We start from the raw sequence: 25,103 nt of genomic DNA on the forward strand, positions 1-25,103 counted from the left end.
TCTCAACTTCATAAGGAGCAAAAACCGTGCCAAGATAAACTTATCTCTGTAAAAAATTTTCCTTTTTTTGAATTTTTTCCCACATATCAATCATTTTCACCGCCATAGGAGCAGCATCTCGACCAAACTCTCCTAATCGTAAATAGACAACAACTACAATCGTAGGAATAGATAAATCTTGGTCAGCAAATCCTATAGCAGCAAACCAAACATCTTTCATTTTCATAGTGCCATATTCACGATCTAGTCCTACACGCATAATTGATTCTGCTGTACTAGTCTTTCCAATAACACGCTGCAAAAGTTGTGGAGGAAACTGGCTTTGTATTGCCCGAGCCGTGCCATATTGCCCCCAGATAACATTGCGCATACCAGTTTTAAGCGTTTCAACTACAGAATCAGGCATAAAAATCGTTCGTTTTTTTATAGGAGGTTGAAAACAAAATGTCTCTCCTTCCCACTCTCCAAGCAACAACTTAGGGACATAAACGATACCTCCATTAACCAAAGATGCAAGCATCACTGCGGTTTGTAAAGGAGTTACGACAAGAGTATGCTGTCCAATAGCCGCGGCATACAAACCGGAACGGTTATAAGCTAAATCATGAGGAACTCTACCCGCATATTCTCCTGGAAGTCCTACTCCTGTTTTCTCTCCAAAACCAAATAAAGAGGCGGCATCTGCTAAATCTTCAGGATCAGCAAGACATTCTCCTACCAACAAAGAAAAGAAAGGGTTACTTGACATCTCTAATGCTGAAACTAAGTCAATAAAACCTCGTCCTAAAAAATCATTTCCCGGCAAACTGCCTCCTCGAAAAAACGTAGGAATCGGTGTACCATCTTTAAAAAAGCCTACATGAGGCTTTGTGCTCCTATATCCAAATGAATTCTTATCAATAATTGTTAAAGGACTCCCAGAATCTTCACTATGTCCCCATAAGATTCGTTGAGATAATACAGAATAAGCAGATACTAGTTTAAAAATGGAGCCTAATGTCGCTGCTTGACCATAGGCATGAGGACGTAAATACCCGTATCCATATACAGGATAAAAAGCAGCTGCTAAATCTTGTTCGATTTGAACCTTATTCCTTAGAATCGTGGTAGGATACTTCCCTAACAAAGAACGCTGCAAATCACTGAATTCACGAAATGTAGAAAAAAGTGAGGGGAGATATTGTAAGAGATTTGACAAACGCTCTTTTAGAAAAACATAACTCTCATACCAAGACAAAGCTCTATGAGCTCCATGATCCAGTTCGTTTATCCATAAATCTAAAACATCATAGTAAGGTTGTAAGCCATCCTTACAAGGAGCTTGAGCAAATAGGTACGCAAGAAATTCATCTAAATGCTCTTGGCAAAATGCTCTATATTGTTTTGTCTTTTCTTCTTCTAAATAGTCCACATAAGGGGTAGGATATCGCTGTCTTCTCAGAGCTTCTTCTTTACGCTTATTAGCAAGATATTCAGGAAATTGCGTTTTACGCCACAATTTAAAATGCACCTCATTGAAGACATCTTGTAAAATACTAGAAAATGCAGCTCGAACTACAACATAACGCCCTTGAAGCTCCGCAAATTGTGATAATGACAATTGATAAACATCTGGAGGAAGTGTGGAAGAAAAACGCCTCGGATCTATAATGAGTCTAAGCAAGTCTATGTATAAAATCTTTTCGTAATTTGCAGAAAAACTACCTAAAGTTTGATATAATTCTTCCTTGATTTCTTCAATATCGACCCTATAGTTATCCAAACATTCCGCTATCCATTTTTGCTGCTGAACAGATATCACCTCACGTATAAGGATATGTCCCTCTGTATCAGGAAATACAGCATCAAAAATGGCTGAACTAGGAATATTCCCTTCTTGGTAAGAAAATAAAGCCAGCAAACGGTTTACAGAGTTTTGCACTTCTATTGCTTGTCCTACAAAACTTTGTGTTTTTAACTGCAATTTAATAATAGAATGTTCTGGAAAAAGAAAATCTAGAAAGCAATCAAAAGTTAATGGGAGAATCTCTTCATAACATAATCCTGTAAGAGGATGCCGTCTTTCTCTACATAAAGGAACTTTTCTATCATAAATTTCTGCAATATGTTCTTTATTTTCTAACCATCGATAAATAGAAGATCGTAGTCCCTTAGAATCTTCAGCGACTTTAACATTCACAAAATCATTATTACGATAACGAGGAGAAGAAGCCATAGCTAGAACCTCTCCATTATTCGGATCTAAAGCAATGATAGCTCCTCCTTTAATCCAAGGAAACAAAGGAGGAAGTTTTTCCTGTTTTTTTAAAGACTTTGCACTGCGAAATGAATCTGTTCTTTCATATTCTAAAAGCAGAGAGTCTGCATAAGCCTGTAATTCTGTAGATAATGCCAATTGTAACCTAGTGCCAGGAGTTTCTAGAATCGCCCCTTCCATTTCTTGAATGAAGTTGCCACGACGATCGACAAGAATCGTTTTTTTCCCAATCTTACCGCGTAATTTCGAATCCCATTGCGCTTCTACTCCCATCTTTCCCACTAAAGCGTTTAAACTATAAGCATTACTCTCCATAGATTCTAATAAAGCACGCACCTGATCTATACTCCCTAATCCTTCAGGTAATTTAGGATCCTCTCCTTCTTCATAGGCACGGATGCACTCACGCAGTCGACTTAATTCTTGAGTCACTCTCTTATATTCTTCAGGACTGATAGGCCCTACGTAGCCTAAAATATCTGAAGCTATACTTCCTTGCGGATAATAACGACGTACTACAGCTTCTACATGCAGGCCAGGCCAATCTTTAGATAACATTTTAAGTTTCAAATAAGTACGCTCGGAGACATTAGCGGCCAACAAATAGGGAACAGAACCTAATACAGAGGCTTTTGCATGAATCGCATCTTCAATAATCTCCCGATCTAAATGTAATTCCTGCGATAAAAGCTCTGATAAACAATAAATATAGTGCTTACGCACAGGGATTAATTGTTTTTTCCCTTCTTTATCAAGACGCCAAGCCCGAGCAGGTAAATCACGAATAGCTCCATAAGCAATACTCACATTATACTGTAACTGATTGGTAGCCAATGCCTTTCCAAAACGATCACAAATAGTTGCCCTTTCAACATATTGAGGAATCATTCTAATCTGTGGTTTATATGCCTCTTCTAGCTTTTGTTCGTGCTCAACAACAGCAAGATACCATAAGCGCAAGGCAATCACTCCAAAAGCAATTACAATCCCTGACAACAATTTGTTAGTCTTTTCAGCAATAGAAAGATAAATTGGAAATTTGCTAGGTCGTTTCATAACTATGGATATTATGACCTTAATTATTCTATGGCAATTACAGAAATAATGCTTTCAGAATATTTTTAATGATACTTTTCTAAATAGAATAAAAAAATCATGGCCTTCAAAAATAACAGTCTATTTAATCAAACAAAAATCGGCAAAAATAATGCTCAAAAAACAACTAATTTTCATTTAATCAAAACACATTAAAATCAAAAATCATATTCTGAATAATAAAAATAAATAAAAAAAATCTCTGAAGAAAAACCTTTAAGAAGGCATTCAGAAGGTGTTTTCAAATAAAACTACATTACATATATAATGAAAAGAATATACAAAAAAGCTATAGCTTTCTTATAGCTCATAAGAGAAGTTCTTGGTTAAAATTTGCGGCTGAAAGCACTTAATGTTCTTATCGTCTTTACTATAATAAGAAAAGTTTGATATGTTTTCGACTAATGAGCTGTATGTTCATATTTAAGGCCGTTTTTCACTGATAAGAGCTTCCTAAATTTGCCTGCAGGATATCTTGTCTGGCTTTAATTTGGACATCGTGTCGCCAAAATATGAGTAATAGCGAGCACATAAAAAAAAGATACTAAGCATAATCTTTAGAGGTGAGTATGAAAAAACTCTTAAAGTCGGCGTTATTATCCGCCGCATTTGCTGGTTGTGTTAGCGGCTCCTTACAAGCCTTGCCTGTAGGGAACCCTTCCGAACCAAGCTTATTAATTGATGGTACAATATGGGAAGGGGCTCCAGCAGATCCTTGTGATCCTTGCGCCACTTGGTGTGATGCTATCAGCTTACGCGTTGGATTTTACGGAGATTATGTTTTCGACCGTATTCTAAAAGTCGACGTGCCTAAGACCATTTCTATGGGTGCACAGCCTACAGGAAACACTCCAGCAAATTTCAAGACTGCTACTGACAGAGAAAACTTGGCTTACAATAAACACCTTCACGATGCTGAGTGGTTTACAAATGGCGGCTCCGTTACTTTAAACATTTGGGACCGTTTTGATGTATTCTGCACTCTAGGTGCGACCAGCGGTTACATCAAAGGAAATTCCGCAACTTTTAACCTCGTTGGTTTAATTGGAGTGTCTGGAACTTCTCTAGATGCAGCTGAATTACCTAACGCGACTTTAAGCAATGGAATTGTAGAATTGTACACAGACACAACTTTCTCTTGGAGCGTGGGTGCTCGTGGAGCTTTATGGGAATGTGGTTGCGCAACTTTGGGAGCAGAATTCCAATACGCACAGTCTAAGCCTAAAGTTGAAGAACTCAATGTTATCTGTAACACAGCGCAATTCAGTATAAATAAGCCTAAGGGTTATAAAGGCGCCACCAGTGCTTTCCCCTTGCCAACAGATGCTGGCACAGCGAACGCCACCAATCTAAAGGCTGCGACCATCAACTATCACGAGTGGCAAGTAGGTGCAGCTTTATCCTATAGACTAAACTCTCTAGTACCTTACATTGGCGTGCAATGGTCAAGAGCTACTTTTGATGCTGATACTATCCGTATTGCGCAACCAAAATTAGCAACAGCTATTTTAAACTTGACTACTTGGAATCCAACTTTATTAGGCCAAGCTACAGCTCTTGACGGCTCTAATAAGTTTGCTGATTTCATGCAAATTGTTTCCTGTCAGATAAATAAGATGAAGTCTAGAAAGGCTTGTGGAGTCACTGTAGGAGCTACTTTAGTTGACGCTGATAAATGGTCTTTGACCGCAGAAGCTCGTTTAATCAACGAGAGAGCTGCTCACGTCTCTGGTCAGTTCAGATTCTAAAGATTTGCTTAGAGTTTCTCCTCACCTTGTTATCAGAGTCTACCTGTTAGACTCTGATTTATGCTCAGAATTTTCGAATTTCTGGGCAATTTTTATTTCTACTATATTCCACACTCAATCAAGACAATTTAATAATTTACTTATGCTATTACTCAATAGCTTCACGTAGATTACATGCTTGCTTTAAAAGTATTCGTTCACTACTATACCTTCTAATTCGGTTTGCGCCCGTAGCTCAATGGTAGAGCTGTAGCCTTCCAAGCTACCGGTGTCAGTTCGATTCTGATCGGGCGCTTTCTTCAAACACAACCAAGACTGAAATCTTGACGTTTATGTCAAGATGCCGTTGTTAACGTATTCTAATTTTGAAATAGAGGTACAAAGCTTGGAATTCCAATCTTGCAAACTTTCCGTTAAAGATCTTATGGGTGCTGGTGCTCATTTTGGACATCAAACACGAAGATGGAACCCAAAGATGAAACTTTACATCTTTGAGGAAAAAAATGGTCTTTACATTATTAATCTAGCAAAAACTTTACAACAACTACGTAATGCTCTCCCCCACATTCGCAAAGTTATACAAGAGAATAAAACAGTTCTATTTGTAGGAACAAAAAAACAAGCAAAATGTGTCATGCGAGAAGCTGCTATAGAGGCTGGCGAATTCTTTGTTGCCGAACGTTGGTTAGGTGGGATGTTAACCAATATGACCACGATTCGTAATTCCATTAAAACTTTAGATAAAATTGAAAAAGATTTAATACGCAATCAAGCTTATCTTACTAAAAAAGAAGCTGCTCTCTTAGCTAAACGCCATCAAAAATTATTGAGAAATCTTGAAGGGATCCGTTACATGAAGAAGGCCCCTGGTCTCCTAGTAGTTGTTGATCCTAGTTACGAAAAAATTGCTGTTGCAGAAGCTAAAAAGCTAGGTATTCCCGTTCTCGCTCTTGTTGATACAAATTGTGATCCTTCTCCTATTGACTATGTCATTCCATGTAATGATGACTCTTTAAAGAGCATCCGTTTGATCATCAATGTCATTAAAGAAAATATTATCGATGCTAAACATAAGCTTGGTATAGAAATTGTTTCTCCAGTGAAATCCTTAGAAACACCCGATCTTGCTGCTTTTGAAACTGGTGAAAATGATCCATCCCAGGAAGACAATCGACAAGAAGATCTATTAGCAAAAAAATTTGACGGCGAGGCAAACTAATGAGCGACTTTTCTATGGAAACCCTAAAAACATTAAGACAACAAACTGGTGTGGGGTTAACAAAGTGTAAGGAAGCTTTAGAAGCTTGCGCAGGAAATCTAGAAGAAGCAGTAGTCTATTTGCGAAAGCTTGGACTCGCCTCTGCAGGGAAAAAGGAGCACAGGGAAACCAAAGAAGGCGTAATTGCAGCTAAAACTGACAATAACGGAACTGCTTTAATTGAAGTAAATGTAGAAACCGACTTTGTAGCCAATAATGCTGTATTTAGAGACTTCGTTTCCAGTTTGCTCAATGATGTTTTAAAATATAAAGTCGATACTGTTGATGCCCTATCTCAAGTAGTTTCTTCTCAAGATCCTTCTCTCTCTGTAGATGAGTTAAGAGCAGTTACTATGCAAACGGTAGGAGAAAACATCCGTATTAATAGAGTTGCCTATCTTCCTAAAGACTCAAACTCCAGTATAGGTATCTATTCTCATGGTAATGGGAAAACCGTTGCTCTGACTGTCCTCATAGGCTCATCCATTGCCGAAGGTTTAGCGAAAGACATTGCTATGCACATTGTTGCTGCTCAACCTCAATTTCTAAGCAAAGAAAGTGTTCCTGCTGAAGTTATTGCTAAAGAAAAAGAGGTTATCATTTCTCAAGTCCAAGGGAAACCCCAAGAAGTAGTTGAGAAAATTGTTTCAGGAAAATTAAATACATTCTTCCAAGAAGCCTGTTTATTAGAACAACCATTTATTAAGAACTCTGACCTTTCTATTCGTGACTTAATAGATGATTTCTCAAAGACCTCTGGAAGTTCTGTTGAATTAAAACAGTTCATTTTATGGAAAATAGGAGCTTAACAAAAACATGGCTAAGCAAACTACACGAGTCTTGTTTAAGATTTCTGGGGAAGCATTATCCAAAGATTCTAGCAACCGAATTGATGAAATGCGCTTATCCCGGCTTGTATCAGAGCTAAGAGCGGTTCGTAATAACGATATTGAAATTGCCATTGTTATTGGTGGTGGTAATATTTTAAGAGGGCTTGCTGAGCAAAAGGAACTTCAAATTAATCGTGTATCAGCAGACCAGATGGGTATGTTGGCGACTTTGATCAACGGTATGGCAGTAGCAGATGCTTTAAAAGCTGAGGATATTCCTTGTCTTCTGACCTCTACCTTATCCTGCCCGCAGTTAGCTGATCTTTATACTCCACAAAAATCTATTGAAGCTTTGGATCAGGGTAAAATTCTTATTTGCACCACTGGAGCAGGATCTCCTTATCTCACTACAGATACTGGAGCCGCTTTACGAGCTTGTGAATTGAATGTTGATGTTTTAATTAAGGCGACTATGCATGTCGATGGTGTCTATGATAAAGATCCTAGGCTTTTCCCGGACTCTGTAAAATATGATTTTATATCTTATAAGGATTTTTTGAGCAGTCAGTTAGGAGTAATGGACGCGTCAGCAATTTCTCTCTGTATGGATTCTCATATTCCGATTCGTGTCTTTAGCTTTTTACAACACTCTTTAGAGAAGGCTCTGTTTGATCCTACAATTGGGACATTAATTAGCGAGGATATCAATCATGTCAGTTCTCCAAGAAACTGAGAAAAAAATGGCTGCGGCCCTAGATTTTTTTCATAAAGAAGTAAAGTCATTTAGAACGGGGAAAGCTCATCCAGCATTAGTAGAAACTGTTATAGTGGATGTTTACGGCACTACAATGCGTTTATCAGATATTGCTTCGATTTCTGTCGCTGATGTCCGTCAACTTGTTATTTCTCCCTATGATGGAAATAATACCTCGGCGATTGCCAAAGGAATTATTGCAGCGAATTTAAATTTGCAACCAGAAGTTGAGGGATCAATACTGCGGATTAAAGTTCCTGAACCTACTGCGGATTATCGACAGGAGATGATTAAACAACTTCGCCGTAAGTGTGAAGAAGCTAAGATCAATATTAGAAATATTCGAAGAGAAGCGAACGATAAATTAAAAAAAGATTCTACACTTACAGAAGATGTTGTAAAAGGCACTGAAAAGAAGATTCAGGATTTAACTGATAAGTTCTGTAAACAACTTGATGAACTAACAAAACAAAAAGAATCGGAAATAGCTTCGATATAAGCATCTAGTACTTTTCGATTTTTCTTAGGGTTTTTCTTGACCATATAGAGGGAAAAGATTGCTCTAAAGAGAGAAAATTAGTAAACTTTATTCGTCTTGGCCCCATCGTCTAGCCTGGCCCAGGACATCGGATTTTCATTCCGGTAACAGGGGTTCGAATCCCCTTGGGGTCAAAGTATAAGACTAACAAGATGTTTCGGGTCTTTAGCTCAGCGGTTAGAGCACCTCACTTTTAATGAGGGGGTCGCAGGTTCAAATCCTTCAAGACCCATTTAGTTATTCTTGTTAGCCTTTTTTCTAAAAAATAATTTTCTCCTTAGTTCTATTTTTGCTATGAGTACTAGGTACCAAGCGGAACGGAGCTTAACTCATGGTGAACCCACCCAATCCCCAGTGTTATCATTGTCAAAAGCCTGCGACCATATGTTATACAGAAATAGATAAAGATAGGACGATACGTTCTTACGTATGTCTAAGCTGTCCTTGTCCTAGCCACTACTATAATAACGAACACCTTAACCTACCTCAAGTAGGCGGGGTTGTTACTGTAGAATGTGGTAATTGTAAAACCAAATGGCATTCTCGAGAAGAAGGTGAGCAGCTTCTAGGTTGCTACCAGTGTTATACAAACTTCAAAAATCAGATTACGACTAAGCTTAAGAATGATGGCGCAGTGTCTTCATCATTTACTATGGAAAAGGGTCAAGGTTATCTCCATATAGGTCGCGCACCTGGAGAATCTTCGAACACAAACCCTCTTTTAAAACTTATAGCATTAAATGAAGCTTTACAAGATACCCTAGAACGAGAGGACTATGAGCAAGCAGCAGTAATCCGTGACCAAATTAATCATTTAAAAACCAAAAATTCACATGACTCTTCCCAATGATTTATTAGAGAATTTGGTAAAAAGAAAGGAAAATGGGCAGACTAACAAGGTATGGCCTGCAACAACATTTTCTTTATCTAGAAATCTCTCTGTATCTAAGTTCCTTCCTTCTTTATCTAGAGAACAGAAATTAGAAATTCTTCAATTTATAACATCTCATTTCAACAATATTGAAGGTTTCGGGGAATTTATTGTTCTACCCTTAAAAGACATCCCTCTATGGCAAAAAGAATTTCTATTTGAACATTTCTTGCTCCCCTATGATGTGACAGGAAATCCTGAAGGTGAGGCTCTTATAGTTAGTAGGTCGGGAGACTTTTTAGCTGCTATAAACTTCCAAGATCATCTGATAATACATACGATCGATTTTCAGGGAAATGTTGAAAAGACTCTTGATCAACTAGTACATTTAGATAGCTGTCTTCATAATAAGCTATCTTTTGCTTTTTCTTCGGAATTTGGATTTTTAACAACTAATCCTAAAAATTGTGGTACGGGTTTAAAAACCCAATGTTTCTTACATGTTCCTGCACTGCTATATTGTCAGGAATTTATGGATCTTTTGGATGCAGAGGCTGAGTTAGTAACTTCCAGCCTTTTACCGGGCACGGCAGGATTTCCTGGTAATATTGTTGTATTATCTAATCGCTGTTCTCTAGGACTAACTGAAGAACAACTTCTTTCCTCTCTAAGGATAGCAGCATCCAAAGTTAGTGTTGCTGAGGTTGCAGCAAAAAAACGGCTTTCTGAAGAGAATTCCTGCAGTTTAAAAAATCATAGCCTCCGTGCTCTGGGGCTACTTACCCATTCATGCCAGCTTGAACTGAAAGAAACTTTAGATGCTTTAAGCTGGATACAACTTGGTATAGATTTAGGATGGATCAAAACGTCTCAAAGTCATCCGATATGGAATCCATTATTTTGGCAAACCCGTCGAGCACATCTTGCCCTACAACAACCTGAAGCATCCAGGAATCTGCAGAAAGATACGATTTCATACTTACGAGCTAATGTATTGAAGGAGTTAACTAAAGACTTATCTACTAATGGCTTTTAATATGATCTTAAATGTAGGGTGTTTAAAGAGTATGCCCAAAGCCGGGGTCGAACCGACGACCTACACGTTACGAATGTGTTGCTCTACCAACTGAGCTATTTAGGCATCTAGTAGGAAATAAAGAACAAAAAAGCCAAAAAAATATACAGTCATACGGCAGACAATATATCTCCTTGGCTTTCCCCCTGAATGCAACAGAGTTAGAAGTTATTCATGGCATAGAATATCATCTTTCTCTTTTATATACCACTACTGAGCTTCTATTTCTAGCACTTTAAAGTCACTGTCCTCCTGTAAAGAAGGAGCTCTCTGACATTCAGGAGCATTGCGAGGAGCCACTTGCATGGATCCTATATCGGCTTCCCAGTTATATCTATATCCTTCCTTATTAGTAACACGAGTACCCTCTTCAAAGCTACTGATCACCTTAGGCTTTATAAACATCATAATATTACGTTTTTGCCTTTGGTCTATAGTACGGCTAAATAAACCGCGAATCAATGGTATAGAGTTTAGTAAAGGAACTCCTGAAACGACTTTCGTAGTTTTATCTCTAATATGACCACTCATAACTAAAAAACAGCCGTCAGGAATTTGCAAGCGCGTAGCTGCATAAGTTTTATCTGTGATTGGAGTTAGGGATCCGGAAGCAGAATGTAATTCTGATATAGTTTGTTCAATCTGGAGGGTAACTACATTATTAGGAGCTACTGTAGAGGTCACTACAAGATTAACTCCAATATCTTCGTAATCGATATTTTGAGTTACAGTACCCGTTTCTTGAATAATAGTGTTTGTTGTTTGATATGGGACCGTTTGTCCTACAAAAAACGAAGCTTGTTGTGTATCCTGAGCCATAATTCTAGGATTCAAAACAATAATAGTATCACCATCTTGATCAAGAGCACTGAGTAGGCCGCCTAAAGTTAGGAATGACTTACCTTTATGGCTTAAGACATTTCCGATAATTCCTAGACCAAATGCTGATGACGAATTCAGCATATCAGAAAATCCTGTCAATTGACCTGGTGTGGGAAGGGGAATTGAACCAGGATTTGGCGTAGCAGGAGGTACTGTTGCTTTTGTAGGTGTCACTATACCAGTGTTATTTAACAATCCAGAAGCATAAGCGACTTTACTTTGCTCATCGCCTAAAGCCACCCACTGAACTCCGAAATCCCAAGATTTTTCTAAACTAGTATCTAGAATTAAAACTTCAATATAAACCTGTTTAGGAGGTAAATCTAAACCATTCAACAGGCTAACGACTCTATCAACATTTCCTTGGTTTCCGATAATAACTATTGAGTTATTCACTTCCAACCATTGGATACTATTCAGAGTATTAATGAAATCTTCATCCATAGCCGTAGTTACATATAAATTATAACCAATATCTTGGAGAGCATTAGCAATTACCTCTCCATTTTGATATTTCAGCTTGTACATGAAAAATCGCAAACTCTTAGGATTGCTGGTTCCTGTGCCACCCAAAGCTAAGGATGTACTCACAGCATCATCTAGAGTATGTGCCATTTCTGGAACATCTAAAGACTTTAAGAGTTGTTCGGCTTTATTAGCAAGACGTGGAGAAGAGACTACGAAAATTTTATTAGTTCCAGGTTGAATAAACATCTGGAAGGCCTCATCTTCAGCCATAGTACCAAGAACATCTTGGCAATAGCTAACAAGAGCGGCAGGATTGGCGTACTTAACTTCGTACTCAGTCATATCTATAGCTGCACCTGGGGAATCTAAAGCAGCCAGCAAATCACTAACTTTATCAACATTACCGGCGATATCTGAAATAATGATATGTCGGGTAGCTTCTGAGGCACTAACAATAGCATCATGAGAAAGTAAAGGTTGAATGATACTTACGGCTGCAGCAGGACTGACACTATAAAGACGGAATACTCGAGTAACAACAACAGCTTCACAAGTTTCTTTTAAAGAACTGTCTGTTACTACTGTAGAAAGTTTAGAAAGATGTGGGTTACGATAAATAAGGACATTATTTCCTTGTTCGACAACTTTCAAGTCATGCATTTTCAAGACTTGCAGTAAAATAGTAGATAAATCATCCACAGAAGTAGGATCGTGGGAAACAATAGTTACATTGAATTGCAGATCATTACTATCAAAGACAAAGTTAGTACCAGAAATTTTGCTTACAAATTGCAATAACTCTAGAATTGAAATATCTTCAAAATTTACAGTATAACCATTATCTTTAAGATCTTCACAGGTAATTTCTCGTTTTGATAAACGTTCCTTCACCTTTTCTTCCTCGGACTTTTCTTGAGATACAGTAGGTGTAACTACTGTTTTCTCTTTCATAGGCGAGGGTTGCAAAGGACTTGAGATATTTTGTTTAGAAGAGTTAGTCGTTGATTTTGTTGTAGTTTTGATCTCTTTTTCAGAATTTGTTGAAGAAACTTGTTCTTCAAGTTGTTTTTTTATACTTAGGTTAACAGCATTGATTGCTCGGCGAGCATATTGCTGCTTATCTTCCCAAACCTGAATATTATCAAGTTCTTCTTGAGACACTGCAGGTACGGGTTCTTCTTCTTGTTTGGGTAAAAAACGAGGAGACTTCTTTATATTTGTACTAGATTTATACTCTATTCGAGATTTCTTTCTCTCTTCAAGTTCTCGTAAAGTTGTAGGTTTTGCAGGCAATACTGATCCTGCATTCTTTTTAAAATTTGTGTTTGCGGGTTCTAATTTAGAGAAAACTTTACTTGGAATAGAACCAGGAGTTGTTTTTTTACTCTGATATTTTTTTGCTGCAAGCGAAGCTGCTGAGTTTTTAGGACAAGCAGCTAGATGTTTTTTTTGGTCTCTAGGATTGTGTTTTACACTGTCAGAAGTATCTACTGACTTTTGCGAACTTACACCGAGTAAAACTAAATCTAAAAAAAAGAGAGCACTTAAAATCCCGATCTTTTTTTTCTTTTTTTTGATGAGTTGCAAGACTTTTCTTCCAATGTTCAATGTCACAGTTTTCACCGGATTCTTTTTAAGCTAATGAGCGTTGAGGGATAAGCACTTCCATTCGCACAACCTGGGATTCCATCACATATGCTCTCTATAGGACAGAATATAGCTTTTTGCCTTCTATCTTGCAACTCTGCGAGTGATAGGGTTTTGAAAGACGCAAAAGATTCATCTAATTGTAGCGTACTTACTACAGCTTCATCACCTATTTCCCATGCAACCTTGGTTTCTCGAATTTGTAAAGAAGAAATTTTCCCCAACCCTGGAGAAAAGCTCACAAAGTCTCGGCAAACGCTTCCCTGTCTTTTTATCCAGAAAACGGTTTTCCCACAAGCTATCCAAGAGAGTTCCTTATTTTCTTTCGAAATATCAAGACAAAGTATAGAGATACCCGCTTCATCCATAGGTACTTCCATACGAATCAAGAACTCATTAATTTCGCATATTCTATCTAAAAGAGGACGTCTTATATCTTGTTGGGAAACCAAACTTTTTATAACAGATAAAGCCACAGTTACATTACTGGTAGGACTATAGCCCAACCATAGATTAAAAACATCTTCTTCAAGCAACGTATCATAATATGCATGAGGATACAAGGGATATCCTTGATGATAGACACGACCAGATATAAAATTGGGAAACTCTAATGTTTTTGATGCTAACCAGTATCGCTGTTCTTGGAGTTGTTCATAGAATGCTGTAGTCTGATCTTTGACTCGTAAATCTTTATCCATATCTCCAGACATACGGTAGTGCTGCAAATCTTGGATAAACTCTCGAATCGAGCGATAGCGAGCTTGAGGCGAGGGCTGTAGAGCTTTTGATAAAATTTTACTTATCCTTTCAGGAACCAAGGATATAAAGACTCTTCCTAAAGAAAGATGTCCTAAGATAAGTTCATAAGCTAATAACCCTAAAGCATAGATATCCGAAGCAGTAGAATGAGGCTCTCCTTGACGTTGTTCCGGACTCATATAATAGGGAGTGCCCGCAACTTCAGGATGGCTAGAATAGATCTCCGAGTCCCAAGCAGCGAGTCCAAAATCTATAAGTTTGATTTTTCCCTGAGACGTAATTAAAATGTTTTCAGGTTTTATATCTTTGTGGAGGATATCCCGATTATGCAAATACTCCAAAGCCTGCGCAATATCAAAGATGATATTTATAGCTCGAGGTAAAGAGATAAACTGGCTAAGGATAAAATCTCTTAAAGAAACACCCTCTATATATTCCATAGCAAGATACAAGCAATCTTGCCATTTACCATAGCGATAAAATTTAACAATATTAGGGTGAACAATTTGATGAAGACTCTGAGCTTCCTTAAGAAAATTATGAACAGCACGGCTATTGAAAGAATCAAAAGGGGAAAAAACTTTTATAACCGTAGTATGACGTGTTTCAGGATGCAATCCTTGAAGAACTCTACTTCTTAACTTCTTGCTTAAAATTTTTTTAACATGATATCCGCCAATCACCTGAGATTCAGGAAGAGGGATGTCGCTACGACAATCCATAAATCAAATCTTTCTTTATACCTCTAAAACGCGAATCCCTAAAACATCTCCCAAAGCAATAATTTCGCCCCTTCCGACCTTAGCTCCATCTAAGATAATATCTATACCATGTGCTGGATGGGCTCGCAAATTCAATACACTCCCTAAATTCAGCTTAATAAATTCATCAACAGCTAACGAATACCTCGCCACTTCAACTACCAGCTTACTGTATCCAGGAAGGGGAGCTGCAGGAGCTGGTTGATTATCAGGAAGAGGAGGGTCTTCATGAGCAAGATTAGGATAACTTGTGATCTTAAATTCTCCTGAAGAGAGACTTAAAAAACGCCCACCAAAAAACTGATGATTTTGCACTGTAAGTAGAGCTCCGCTTTCTTCTGTTTCAGGATCATAAAGGCAACTATCTAACATAATAAATGATCCTGGAACTACCTGATGCCATTCCTCTTGAGTCAGCTGAGAATATCCCACTTCTACAGAAAGAGAGAGCAATTGTGTTTGATCTATATTGTGAAAATCTGCCTCTTCACTTAGATCAGAGAAAAACTTTTGAGAACTTTGAAAAGTTTCTTGAGGTAATAATAGACGGAAGTGAACATTTTTGCCGTCTAGGCGCAGAGAAATATCTACAACCTGGTAAGAACCTTTTAGACTTTTAGCAGTAAATAAGGCCTCACCAGCTACTTTAGCAGATAAAGAGGGAACCCACTGTAACTCTTCAAATAATTTACAAATTTCTGCTACAAAATAGTAATGAAAACCTAAGAGTTTATCTTTCTCATAAAAATATGAAGCGAGACTAGCATCATCGAATACTGCTACCATGAGTTCCTGGAGGTCCTCTTCAGATGTTAGGAACAATATAGTTCCTACTTCCCAAGGCTGGACTACCATAGGTTGTATTAAGAGATGCAGACCAAATTCTTTAGTTGCTTCTAGAGCAGTTATAGATCCCCGAAAGCTTATAGAAATTTGGACATCTTCGATTCGAAATTTCTCTCTGATTTTATGTTGGCTAAGTTCCTTTGGGAACTGAGGAGCAGCAATCTGCTCCTCAGACTTTCCTAGGGACCTTAAAAAACTATTCCGAGATTTTAACCAACTTGCACTAGGATCGGCTGTTACTGCCATAAGTTACCTTTATAAACGTGCTTCTTCAATTGTATAGGAATTTTGTTCTTTATCGTCTTGTTGTTGTTTTGAGTTCTGATCTCTTTGATCCCTCTCTTCATCTCTATGACGGATTGTAGAGGCAATCATATGTAAAGGTGTTTGCATTTCTTCAAGTTTAGGAAGCTGTACTAAAAGATTTCCAACAGTAAATTCTTTTAAAGTCAGTTGATAATTTTTCAAAGCATTTACTAAAGAAGTAAGCTGACTAGGATTATTTACTACAAGATTAGCCGCCTCGGTCATCTGCGCAGCATCTACAAAACTTGAGAATTTCACAGAAAGCTCTTTCCCAGATTGCACTAATGTAAGATTAGCTCCAGCAAAGACTTCAGGAACATTAGCATTAGCATCTAATACCAATTCCACAAGCTGATCACCGTTCATTTCAGAAATAACCATCGATTCTACAGTAGAAAGAATGAGATCTTGTATCCACTGCGTATCGATGCCAGCTACAGCTACAGGAGCAACTTCCACAATAGTTTCTGTCGATCCGACTCCTGCAATATCTATGAGAGACATACCAGCAAAAGCATTTTCAGCAAAGCAAAGCTCTTGAGACTCTTCTTTTAGCTCTTCCTCTTTTCCCCCTGCCTCAGCGATTTCATCATTAACACGCTTATCATCATCAGAAAGCTTTCTAGATTCTGTACGTGAATGACTTTTATTTGAAGAGGCTTTTTCTTGGCGTGTTTGTTGCTTTCCTTCTAAAGAAAACACCTGAACATCACGATTATCTTTAGGTTCAGGAATAGCTTGAGAGTCGTGATGCACATTACGTGTATCTGTTTTAGAGCTGTATAATGATTCTGTTGTTTTGTTTAATTCCATGAACTAGCGTCCCCCTGATTCACGTTTTTTTTTCTGGCGCAGTTGAAAAAGCAATTGCCCCATCTCATCTTGTTCTTTTTCTTCAGCACGAGCTTCTTCTTTGAGAGCTTCCTTCATCCACTCTTCTTTATGAAGTCGCGTTTTCTCTTCCTCTTTTCTACGCTTAGCTAAATTTACTTCTGCTTTTTCAAGTTCTTTAGAAGCAGCCAGCACAGCATCTTTCTGTTTGTTTACCTTTTCTTCTTCTTCTGAGAGCTGCACTGCGACTACTTTAATGTAAGACTTAATCTGCAAAACAGCGTCACTCGTTGTGCCTTCATCCAACAAATCACGAAGTTGCTGGATTTTTTGCATATAATGATTTTTAACTTTATCGCGCTCGGCTTCTTTTTCTCTTAATTTCTCTTGTTCTATTTCTAAAAGGCGTCGTTTTTCTTTAACAATTTTTTCAGCTCTATCTACACGATCCTTTTTAATCGTTAAAACAGGCTCTAGCGGATATTTTGCCACAGTATACTACTCTTTATTTAGCGGAAAATGGCGCGCAGTTGCTGTGCTGCTTCCTCATAATTTGTTTTTTCATGGATATCTTGCTTTAAAAAGCGATTCAACTTGTCAATATGGTCAATAGCAAAATCTACTTCACGATCAGAGCCCCGACGATATTCTCCAATACGAATGAGCATCTCATTGGCTTTATATTTAGCCAAAACTTCCCTTGCTTTCCCTATTATGCGTCTTTGTTCTTCAGGAACAATAGCTGTCAACAATCGACTAATAGAGGCGAGTACATCGATTGCAGGATAATGATATGCCTGAGCTAGAGCGTTAGATAGGACAATATGCCCGTCAAGAATAGATTTAACTTCGTCTGCAACAGGTTCATTCATATCATCACCTGCTACTAAGACTGTATAAAACGCTGTAATTGTTCCTTTGTCAGAGGCTCCTGATCTTTCTAAGAGGCGTGGTAGTGTGGAAAAAACTGAGGGAGTGTACCCTGCTCTAGCAGGAGGTTCTCCAGCAGCTAAACCCACTTCCCTTAATGCACGAGCAAATCGTGTAACAGAATCCATCATAAGGACTACAGTTTTACCTTGGTCACGAAAATACTCTGCAATTGCAGTTCCCACATAAGCAGCATTAAGTCGTAATTGTGACGATTGATCAGAGGTAGAAACAACGACTACCGAACGTTTCATTCCTTCTTCTCCTAAGTCCCCCTCAATGAACTCACGTACTTCACGCCCTCTTTCTCCAATAAGCGCAATTACATTAACGTCAGCTTCTTCAGCATTTCTTGCGATCATACCTAGAAGTGAAGATTTCCCTACTCCGGCACCAGCAAAAATTCCAATACGCTGCCCCCTTGCAACCGTAAGCATACCGTCTATACAACGTACACCTGTAGATAAAATCTGTCGTAATTTTGCCCTGTGTAAAGGATCGGGAGGCGCACGAAAAATAGGAAAAGTTTCATCAACATTCTGTAGTGGGCCCTTAGCTTCTACGTCTATAGGTTCTCCCAACCCATTCAGAACTCGACCTAACAAACCATTACCTGCGCGGATATGTAGAGGCAAGCCTGTAGGGATGACTTCGGAAGAAGGACTAACTCCTGTCAGCTCTCCTAACGGAGAGAGAAAAGCAAAACTTTGGGTAAAACCGACAACTTCTGTAACTAAGGGCTCCATACCACTACGTTTTACTAAACACACTTCTCCAACACGTACGTTAGGAACTACGGCTTTGATCAACATACCAACGACTTCTGTAATGCGTCCTACTACAGTCGTAAGATTCACATCGCTGAGTTGAGACATGAGCGCATTAAAATCTGTTGTTAATTGATCCATGTTAGCCCAATTGCGTTGTCATAATCGTTTTCACACTACTTACAGAGGTGCCTACAATACTAGCAAAAAGCTCTGCTCTTTGAGTAGCCCGCTGCACAGCATATTGTACTTTGAGGAAATTTGCTAAACTTTCGCGACTACCATCTCTATCAGAAAAATAGAGTAGAGCGCGATTTAGGACTTCTTCCCCAGAAGAAACCCAGTTGATTACTTTTCTTGTCACTGAGGCATCTTCTGTTTGATCTCGTGTTTTAGCATCTTGTTGGGTATGCACAGCAATCGTATTTAAGTCATCGCTAATTAAATCTATGATAACGCCTACAGCTTGAAAATGTTCATCTGCAAACTGTGCTGTTGTCTGACTATCTTCGAATGTCGTACGAAAATCCCAAAGGCGTCCTTTAAGATTATTTATCTGCTCTTGAAGCTCTTCTGATTCCAAAGCATTTTGCAACTCAGGATCAACTAAATTAGAATTTTGATCTTGCATCAATGCCATGGGGTTAGGCTTAAATCCTTCAACAAGAGCATCTCCTTTAGGCGTAGCATGTGATCCCAAAGCAAATGAAGGTATCTCTTTTTTTAATTCACTGGGTAAAGGAGTGCCTGTATTTTGATTTACAGATTGAATTTCTGCATTTTCATCAAGATTAGGAAAATATTCTATAGGGTCTATCATACAAAAAAACCATCTTACTATTCTTTATTTAGCCAAAAACTCAGCCCAAAGGACCTGCGCTCTTTGTAACTAAAGTATCGTGCCAATCTAACACAGATTGAGCAAGAGCTCGTGTAGATTCTATTTCACAATTTGCCATCACTTGATCAGCAAATTTGAGGCAACTTTCTAAACTCTCTCTACGGACTTCAAAAGAGCTTCCTTGATGTAAAACAATTAGCATATGCGTAAGAGATAAAAAGGCTTTTATACTCCAATTGTCTTCGTTTCCTTGTATAAGAGCATTTAAACGTTCTTCCGCGTCAAAAAGCTCCATTTTATGCAAAGAAATTAACGCTAGTCCCAGATCATGACCATAATGATTAGGGTTTAGAATATGCAAAGACTGAAAAAGTTTTCTTGCGCTCTCTTCATCTCCTTGTTTAATGGCCAAAAGCCCTGCTTCAAATAACAAAGCAAAGTCTGCTTCAAATATTTCCAAATCTCCCATGATCCTTTCCTTATATTATTAACTTCCCTTAACGGCTCTAGCCATTGTGATCATCTCTGTATTCACAGCAGTTAGAATGTTTGATACAGATTCCATATACTGTGATAAAATCTGCATACGGAATTGCAAATTAAACATGGTTCCCAAGTCCACAGTACCTTGTGTTGATGTTTCTAATTCAGTTAAATATTGCTGAACACCCTTAACGTAAGTACATACACCGTCAAGCATCTTATTAAAATCAAATGCTGTGCAGCTTTTATTCGTAGCCATAGATTTCTCCCCTCTGGATCTTTATATCATCTTGCGGTTGATCCGACCCAAAACTTTTTGCAGAGCCACATAGCCTGCTAACAACGCCTGTTGTTGCCCAAAAGATTCTTTGTCTGATCCTTCTCGAAGAAGTGCGTTTAACTTGTGAACTTTATTTTGAACTTTATTTTTAAGTTCTTGAGCTTTGTTCTGATCTTGCATATCTTGTTCTAAGTCTAACAGCGGCTGAGCATTTTTTTCTTTCGCTGTTGTATTTTCCATATTAAACATAGAATATCTACCTAAATATAAATAATTAATAAATCCCGATACTTGGTTATTTATTGTAGTCGATTTTATATTTCAACCCTTCCTTTTCTAAAAAGATAGTGTTAGGTTGTATACTTGTTACTGTCATACCATCAATAACATCTCCACGCGTTAGGATCCTACCATTGACAACTACATTTATACTTATTTCCCCGTATCTAGAATAGCCTGTGACACGATAACGATTGGGATAACGCAAGTTTAAATCTATAATTCCCTCTTCAGCAGGAAGTAAGACAGCAAAATTCTTAACTAATCTGACTCCAGGAATATTGGAAAGTTCTTGGACAACAGCACGGAACTTATCTGCATCATCATTATTTACATAGCCAGTAAGAATAACCTCACCGTTTACAAAGGCTACGTGAATATTTGCAAAACCTCCTTGAAGAAGGTGACCCGCTATTGCCTTGAGCATTTGCGTTTCAACAACAACTTTATTCTCTAGTAGTGATAGATAATTAAAATGTATATTTAAATAATCGACTAAGCAAGCAGCTTGATCTTCTGTTTTAACATAGCCTGTGATAATAAACTTTCCTGGTTCTGGAGAATGCATGCTGATGCCTTTAAACTCAGGTCGTTTTGACAACAAGATATTCATTTCTTGCCAAACGGCTTCATCATCTATCACGTTGTCATCTATAGATTTTACAAAGGAAAGAGCATCTACTTTATAAAGTAGTTCACTTTTATCTGTACTATTTTTCACATGGCCAATTAAAAAAAGTTGACTGTTTGTTTTATTAAACGTATAGCGCACAGTAGGAAACTGATTAATTACCTGAGCAAGATCTTCTTGATAGTTAATATTTTCTAAAGGAACAACCTCCTTTGTATGAAAAAGAGAGGCCGTCCCTATACCAAATAGGATAGCTAATCCACCAATAAACAAAGTAAGAATGAAGGATCCTGCTGGTAGTGTCGATTTCTTATATTGTTCTTCTTGTTGTAGAGCCTCTTGTTTTTCTAGCTCTTCAGCATCTTGCTGTCTTCCAAATAAATTATAATCTTCAGGGGATAGAGAAGCTACTATAGTATCAGCAGGAGCATGATGATCTATAAGTAAAAACAACGTAGTCCCTAAAGCTACAGCCTGATTTGAACTTAACGTAGAAGTTTTATCAATTTTCCTTCCTTCAACAATCACGCCATTTTTACTCTCGAGATCTTCGATAATGATACCACCATCATTACCTACACTAATTTTTGCATGCTGATGAGAAACACTTAAATCATTAAACACTATGTCACAAGTTGTAGGATCTGTACCTAAAATATAGGTTTTTCCTGAATCTAAATGGAATTCAGCTCCAATATTAGCGCCAGATAGTACTTTAAGTAGAAAACGCGAAGGCTGAGTTAAATCTATAGAGATATTTTTTTTAGCAATTTCGTCGATTTCCGCAGGAAAAATTGTCTGATCAAATCGGAAAAGATCTTGAATATGAAAGGGAGATAGAACAGAATTCTTCGTATGTTCTATCTTCTTAGACTGTTCTTTATTATCCGCCTGAGCTTTTTCATTTCCATCACTATCAATACCAGACTCTTCTTGATCCTCTCCATTACTTTCAGCAAGATGCTCTTCCTCTTCTAGAAAGGCTTCTTCTGATTTCTTATCCTCTAAGTCTTTTTCTACATCGGAAGCTATTACTTCTGCCTTAGATTTGTCTGTTTTTTGTGTTAAATCAAGCTCTTTTTTTTTCTCTATTTTTTTTTCTTTCACAGATTTATTTTTTTTCGAGGGACTATTATCCATAGAAGCGTTCTCAGAAGTCGGATTTGCTGACTTTGGTTGCGGATCTTGACTAGACGAAGCTCCGTTATCTTCCATAATGGCATTCTGGGGTTGTTTATTTCCTTCCTCTCCTTCCGGAGAATCATTTGCATTTTGTGCCTTCGGATTCGAAGATTCTTGCAAAGATTCTAAGGAATCCTCCTGAGCGATTTTGCCTTTTGGCTGATTTTTTACCTTTTTTGCTGATGCAAGAAAAGCATCAGCAAGTTCTTGGTCCTTGTTTGTAATTGGAGCACTACTTGCCTCAGTTCCTTTGGACTTCTTCAAACCATCTGCTTGCGAAGTTGGCGGAGGCTCTGGAACTTGGCCTTGTTGATTATTATCGGACAAATTCTCTGAAGCATTAGGGAAATTTTCTTGAGGCAGCTCAAAATCATAAACAAGATCTTGAGGATCAAAATCATCTAACAAGAAAGAATAATGATTACTTCCTAGTATTAGACTATCTTCATTTTCTAATTGTGTAGTTTCTGTGATTTCAACGCCATTTACAAAAATAGGATTAGCATCATCTAAATTTGTAATATAATAGTTTTCGTCTGTCTTATTGATAAGAGCTTGCGAAGCAGCGAGCTTGATATCTTCAATGGGAATGTCATTAGCACTAGAATCACGTCCTATAGACCAACTTACCCCATCTTCCAAGATAAAAATTAAACCAGACAAGGGGCCTTCATCAACAATTAATCGTACTGCCATTTACTCCACCTTGTTACTATTTACCTAGGCCCAGATCTGACAACCACGTTTCTGCAAAATTCATAAAGCTCTCAACATAACGTACAAAATCATCATAGGTAGTATCCCCAGAAAATCTACGCACCATGACAACACGGCCTTCGGAATCTAGCCCTAAAGCGCTACCTCCTGTTTCCCTACCAAATAAATTACCAATCATCATTTGCAAGTATAATTTTGGTGTATCAGCAGATGGAAGGAAAGCTCCTAAAGAAGCACTTAAAACAATATCGTTATCAGCATTTTGCTGAACGCGTACTTTAATTATCTCACTTATAGGCAGGACATAGGCTCCATCAGCATCAAACTCAAGCGTTGACGTTATACCCATATACGTGGCAAAATTTTTTATTAATTTTTCCAACATACTCGTGTTTTCCAACGCAGCAATGGTTGTCTTTGCTCCACGAGGAATCTAGACAATCTCATTTCTAAAACCTGCTTTTTGTTCCTTTAAATCGAGTTATGCCAATACGAACTTTAAAAATAAAAATGATTTCTTATTTGTAGAAACAGCATTAAGTGATTTTTTTTGTTCATCTTTTTCATTATAAAGAACAAGAGACCACAAGAAAAATCGAGCTGAATTCATTACAAGATTTAATAATATAACCCATCAGTCAACCAAAATACGTTCATTGGCGCATAGATATCGGGGGCGTTCGTACTTCTAATGAAAGCTTAGAGTATTTTCGAAAGCTGTATATGTCAAGAGATGAATTAGGCATTAAAGCATCAATAGCTTAGAACAGAATGAACGCAAGAAGTTGAAATTTGCCTCTGGGATATATGTGAGCTCTTTTTTTCATAAATTTCCCATTGCTTTTTTGCGGCACAAGTTAAAAAAAATTTCGCTTTGTTTGCTTCTTTTTCGCTACACGGCAACCTTTTTTGCATATATTCACTAATAAAATCCATATCTAAATAAATAAAATCTTTAGGGGGTTCTTTCCATAGAAACGTTCGCGGCACATTAAAATCAAATATAATACGATGAGGAACGCTAGCAAGAGTTTGATAGGAAAGATCTAAAAATTGAGAGGCAGGCTCCGAAGAACCAAAGAAAATTACATCATAAGATTGCCTAAACGACAGAGCTTCTCGAGGTAAGGTTAAATACGGCGAGGTTACTTTTTGTCTAGAACAAAAGGTAATATTATAATACCCATTTTGATACAAACTCCCCGCTACTTTTCTATTAATATCCGAGTACCCTACAAATAAAAGGTTAGCATCTACAGACTTACCGTAGATCAGCAACGATTCTCGAATAACGGTTTCTATAGTCACTTCATTACGCGGGAATATTGTTTGTGAGCGATAATCCTTCCCCTCCTTTAAAGCTTTTTGAAATAAAAAGTGGAGATCGAAGGGTAGACTGCGTTGTTTTGCTGTCTTTAAATAAGCTCGTTTAACCTGTCCTTGAATTTCTGTTTCTCCAAAAATCAAGCTATCTAGACCACTAGTAACGCAAAACAAGTGACTAAAACAAGACATGCCTCTATGACAATAAGGACGAACTCCACAAGAAGTAAATTCTGAAAGTAAAGCTGCTTGGGCAATCTGAGGACTTGCTGAATAGTAATACAATTCTGCTCGATGACAAGTAAGCAGAGAAACGAATGCTCCTCTCGGACCCAAACAATTTTGAGCTAAAAAAAGATTTTCTTCAAAAGATTTTAAGTACTGAATAGCACGTTCTCTTTCTTTCAAAGCGGCTTCGCGATAACTAATTCCAACAACTCCTAATACCATAAGCACAATTCGATAATTTCAGAACAGTATGAAGGGAACTTATACCAAATTCACCAATGAAAAGTAACTTAGCTGTATAGACGAACAGAAAATTAGAAGCCATCAAATAATCCTTGAATGCCCGATATCAAACTCTTAAGGTTGATCACCCTCCTAAAAGATCGATGTTGTGAACTATTCTGAGAATATTGAAAATAGACTGTACGTTATAGACTTTAGCAAATGTCTACTGTAAACCAGTAGCATGGGTTATGTTTTTATATTTTGTTCTTCCTTGATTAGGAAAAAGAT

At 37.8% G+C, this 25,103-nt stretch carries 21 protein-coding genes and 4 tRNA genes; 10 read left to right on the plus strand and 15 right to left on the minus strand.

The features are described from left to right. Positions 1–40 precede the first annotated feature (40 nt). Positions 41–3,313, minus strand: a complete 3,273-nt coding sequence (locus tag C834KP_RS03280; protein ID WP_108896758.1) for a penicillin-binding transpeptidase domain-containing protein — start codon at positions 3,311–3,313, stop codon at positions 41–43. A 608-nt stretch (positions 3,314–3,921) separates the two neighbouring features. Here C834KP_RS03280 and C834KP_RS03285 point away from each other — a divergent pair. From C834KP_RS03285 to C834KP_RS03330, 10 genes are all read left to right on the plus strand, one after another. After that, positions 3,922–5,100 carry a porin gene (locus C834KP_RS03285; protein ID WP_108896759.1) on the plus strand — a complete coding sequence of 393 codons (1,179 nt, stop codon included), beginning with the start codon at positions 3,922–3,924 and terminating at the stop codon, positions 5,098–5,100. 224 nt (positions 5,101–5,324) lie between these two features. Continuing rightward, a tRNA-Gly gene (locus C834KP_RS03290) sits at positions 5,325–5,395 on the plus strand. Between the two features lie 90 nt (positions 5,396–5,485). After that, complete coding sequence (gene rpsB / locus C834KP_RS03295) at positions 5,486–6,319, plus strand: 30S ribosomal protein S2 (RefSeq protein ID WP_108896760.1); 834 nt, start codon at positions 5,486–5,488, stop codon at positions 6,317–6,319. Further along, entirely contained in the window at positions 6,319–7,167 is an 849-nt protein-coding gene (gene tsf / locus C834KP_RS03300) for a translation elongation factor Ts (protein ID WP_108896761.1), read from the plus strand. Before rpsB ends, tsf begins: the two co-directional genes overlap by 1 nt. Before the next feature lie 7 nt (positions 7,168–7,174). Continuing rightward, positions 7,175–7,921 (plus strand): UMP kinase, encoded by a 747-nt coding sequence (gene pyrH, locus C834KP_RS03305; protein ID WP_108896762.1) that lies wholly within the window; start codon positions 7,175–7,177, stop codon positions 7,919–7,921. Then, positions 7,899–8,441, plus strand: coding sequence for a ribosome recycling factor (frr, locus tag C834KP_RS03310; RefSeq protein WP_108896763.1), 543 nt, complete (start codon positions 7,899–7,901; stop codon positions 8,439–8,441). The genes pyrH and frr overlap by 23 nt, the downstream gene beginning before the upstream one ends. Before the next feature lie 98 nt (positions 8,442–8,539). After that, positions 8,540–8,614: transfer RNA gene (locus C834KP_RS03315), tRNA-Glu, on the plus strand. Positions 8,615–8,639: 25 nt separating this feature from the next. After that, positions 8,640–8,712, plus strand: a tRNA-Lys gene (locus C834KP_RS03320). Between the two features lie 99 nt (positions 8,713–8,811). Continuing rightward, positions 8,812–9,330: a UvrB/UvrC motif-containing protein gene (locus tag C834KP_RS03325; protein ID WP_108896764.1), complete on the plus strand. Its 519-nt coding sequence runs from the start codon at positions 8,812–8,814 to the stop codon at positions 9,328–9,330. Beyond that, the gene (locus C834KP_RS03330; protein ID WP_108896765.1) at positions 9,314–10,387 is read left to right on the plus strand and encodes a protein arginine kinase; all 1,074 of its coding nucleotides are present in this window, start codon (positions 9,314–9,316) and stop codon (positions 10,385–10,387) included. The genes C834KP_RS03325 and C834KP_RS03330 overlap by 17 nt, the downstream gene beginning before the upstream one ends. A 32-nt stretch (positions 10,388–10,419) precedes the next feature. Here C834KP_RS03330 and C834KP_RS03335 read toward each other — a convergent pair. The 14 genes from C834KP_RS03335 to C834KP_RS03400 all read right to left on the minus strand — a co-directional run bounded on the left by C834KP_RS03335 (position 10,420) and on the right by C834KP_RS03400 (position 24,812). Further along, a tRNA-Thr gene (locus C834KP_RS03335) sits at positions 10,420–10,492 on the minus strand. 144 nt (positions 10,493–10,636) lie between these two features. Then, positions 10,637–13,399, minus strand: coding sequence for a secretin N-terminal domain-containing protein (locus C834KP_RS03340; protein WP_108896766.1), 2,763 nt, complete (start codon positions 13,397–13,399; stop codon positions 10,637–10,639). Continuing rightward, a complete protein-coding gene (locus C834KP_RS03345; protein ID WP_108896767.1) occupies positions 13,396–14,907 on the minus strand; it encodes a serine/threonine protein kinase in 1,512 nt (503 codons plus the stop codon). The genes C834KP_RS03340 and C834KP_RS03345 overlap by 4 nt, the downstream gene beginning before the upstream one ends. Before the next feature lie 15 nt (positions 14,908–14,922). Continuing rightward, the gene (gene sctQ / locus C834KP_RS03350) at positions 14,923–16,038 is read right to left on the minus strand and encodes a type III secretion system cytoplasmic ring protein SctQ (RefSeq protein WP_108896768.1); all 1,116 of its coding nucleotides are present in this window, start codon (positions 16,036–16,038) and stop codon (positions 14,923–14,925) included. A 9-nt stretch (positions 16,039–16,047) separates the two neighbouring features. Beyond that, positions 16,048–16,911, minus strand: coding sequence for a DUF5421 family protein (locus C834KP_RS03355; protein WP_108896769.1), 864 nt, complete (start codon positions 16,909–16,911; stop codon positions 16,048–16,050). Between the two features lie 3 nt (positions 16,912–16,914). After that, positions 16,915–17,421: a type III secretion T3S chaperone gene (locus tag C834KP_RS03360; RefSeq protein ID WP_108896770.1), complete on the minus strand. Its 507-nt coding sequence runs from the start codon at positions 17,419–17,421 to the stop codon at positions 16,915–16,917. A gap of 17 nt (positions 17,422–17,438) precedes the next feature. Continuing rightward, positions 17,439–18,767: a type III secretion system ATPase SctN gene (gene sctN, locus C834KP_RS03365; protein WP_108896771.1), complete on the minus strand. Its 1,329-nt coding sequence runs from the start codon at positions 18,765–18,767 to the stop codon at positions 17,439–17,441. Position 18,768: 1 nt separating this feature from the next. Next, the gene (locus tag C834KP_RS03370; RefSeq protein WP_108896772.1) at positions 18,769–19,446 is read right to left on the minus strand and encodes a CT668 family type III secretion system protein; all 678 of its coding nucleotides are present in this window, start codon (positions 19,444–19,446) and stop codon (positions 18,769–18,771) included. A gap of 40 nt (positions 19,447–19,486) precedes the next feature. Next, a complete protein-coding gene (locus C834KP_RS03375) occupies positions 19,487–19,936 on the minus strand; it encodes a CdsG family type III secretion system protein (protein WP_108896773.1) in 450 nt (149 codons plus the stop codon). 18 nt (positions 19,937–19,954) lie between these two features. Then, positions 19,955–20,209 carry a DUF5407 family protein gene (locus C834KP_RS03380; protein WP_010883348.1) on the minus strand — a complete coding sequence of 85 codons (255 nt, stop codon included), beginning with the start codon at positions 20,207–20,209 and terminating at the stop codon, positions 19,955–19,957. Positions 20,210–20,230: 21 nt separating this feature from the next. Then, complete coding sequence (locus C834KP_RS03385) at positions 20,231–20,509, minus strand: DUF5398 family protein (RefSeq protein ID WP_338031261.1); 279 nt, start codon at positions 20,507–20,509, stop codon at positions 20,231–20,233. A 16-nt stretch (positions 20,510–20,525) separates the two neighbouring features. Continuing rightward, positions 20,526–23,018 carry a type III secretion system inner membrane ring subunit SctD gene (gene sctD, locus C834KP_RS03390; RefSeq protein WP_108896775.1) on the minus strand — a complete coding sequence of 831 codons (2,493 nt, stop codon included), beginning with the start codon at positions 23,016–23,018 and terminating at the stop codon, positions 20,526–20,528. Between the two features lie 16 nt (positions 23,019–23,034). After that, positions 23,035–23,424: a type III secretion system chaperone gene (locus C834KP_RS03395; protein WP_108896776.1), complete on the minus strand. Its 390-nt coding sequence runs from the start codon at positions 23,422–23,424 to the stop codon at positions 23,035–23,037. A 368-nt stretch (positions 23,425–23,792) separates the two neighbouring features. Continuing rightward, positions 23,793–24,812 carry a glutamyl-tRNA reductase gene (locus tag C834KP_RS03400; RefSeq protein WP_108896777.1) on the minus strand — a complete coding sequence of 340 codons (1,020 nt, stop codon included), beginning with the start codon at positions 24,810–24,812 and terminating at the stop codon, positions 23,793–23,795. Positions 24,813–25,103 lie beyond the last annotated feature (291 nt).

The sequence above is a fragment of the Chlamydia serpentis genome, from assembly GCF_900239945.1.
Taxonomy (GTDB): Bacteria; Chlamydiota; Chlamydiia; order Chlamydiales; family Chlamydiaceae; genus Chlamydia; species Chlamydia serpentis.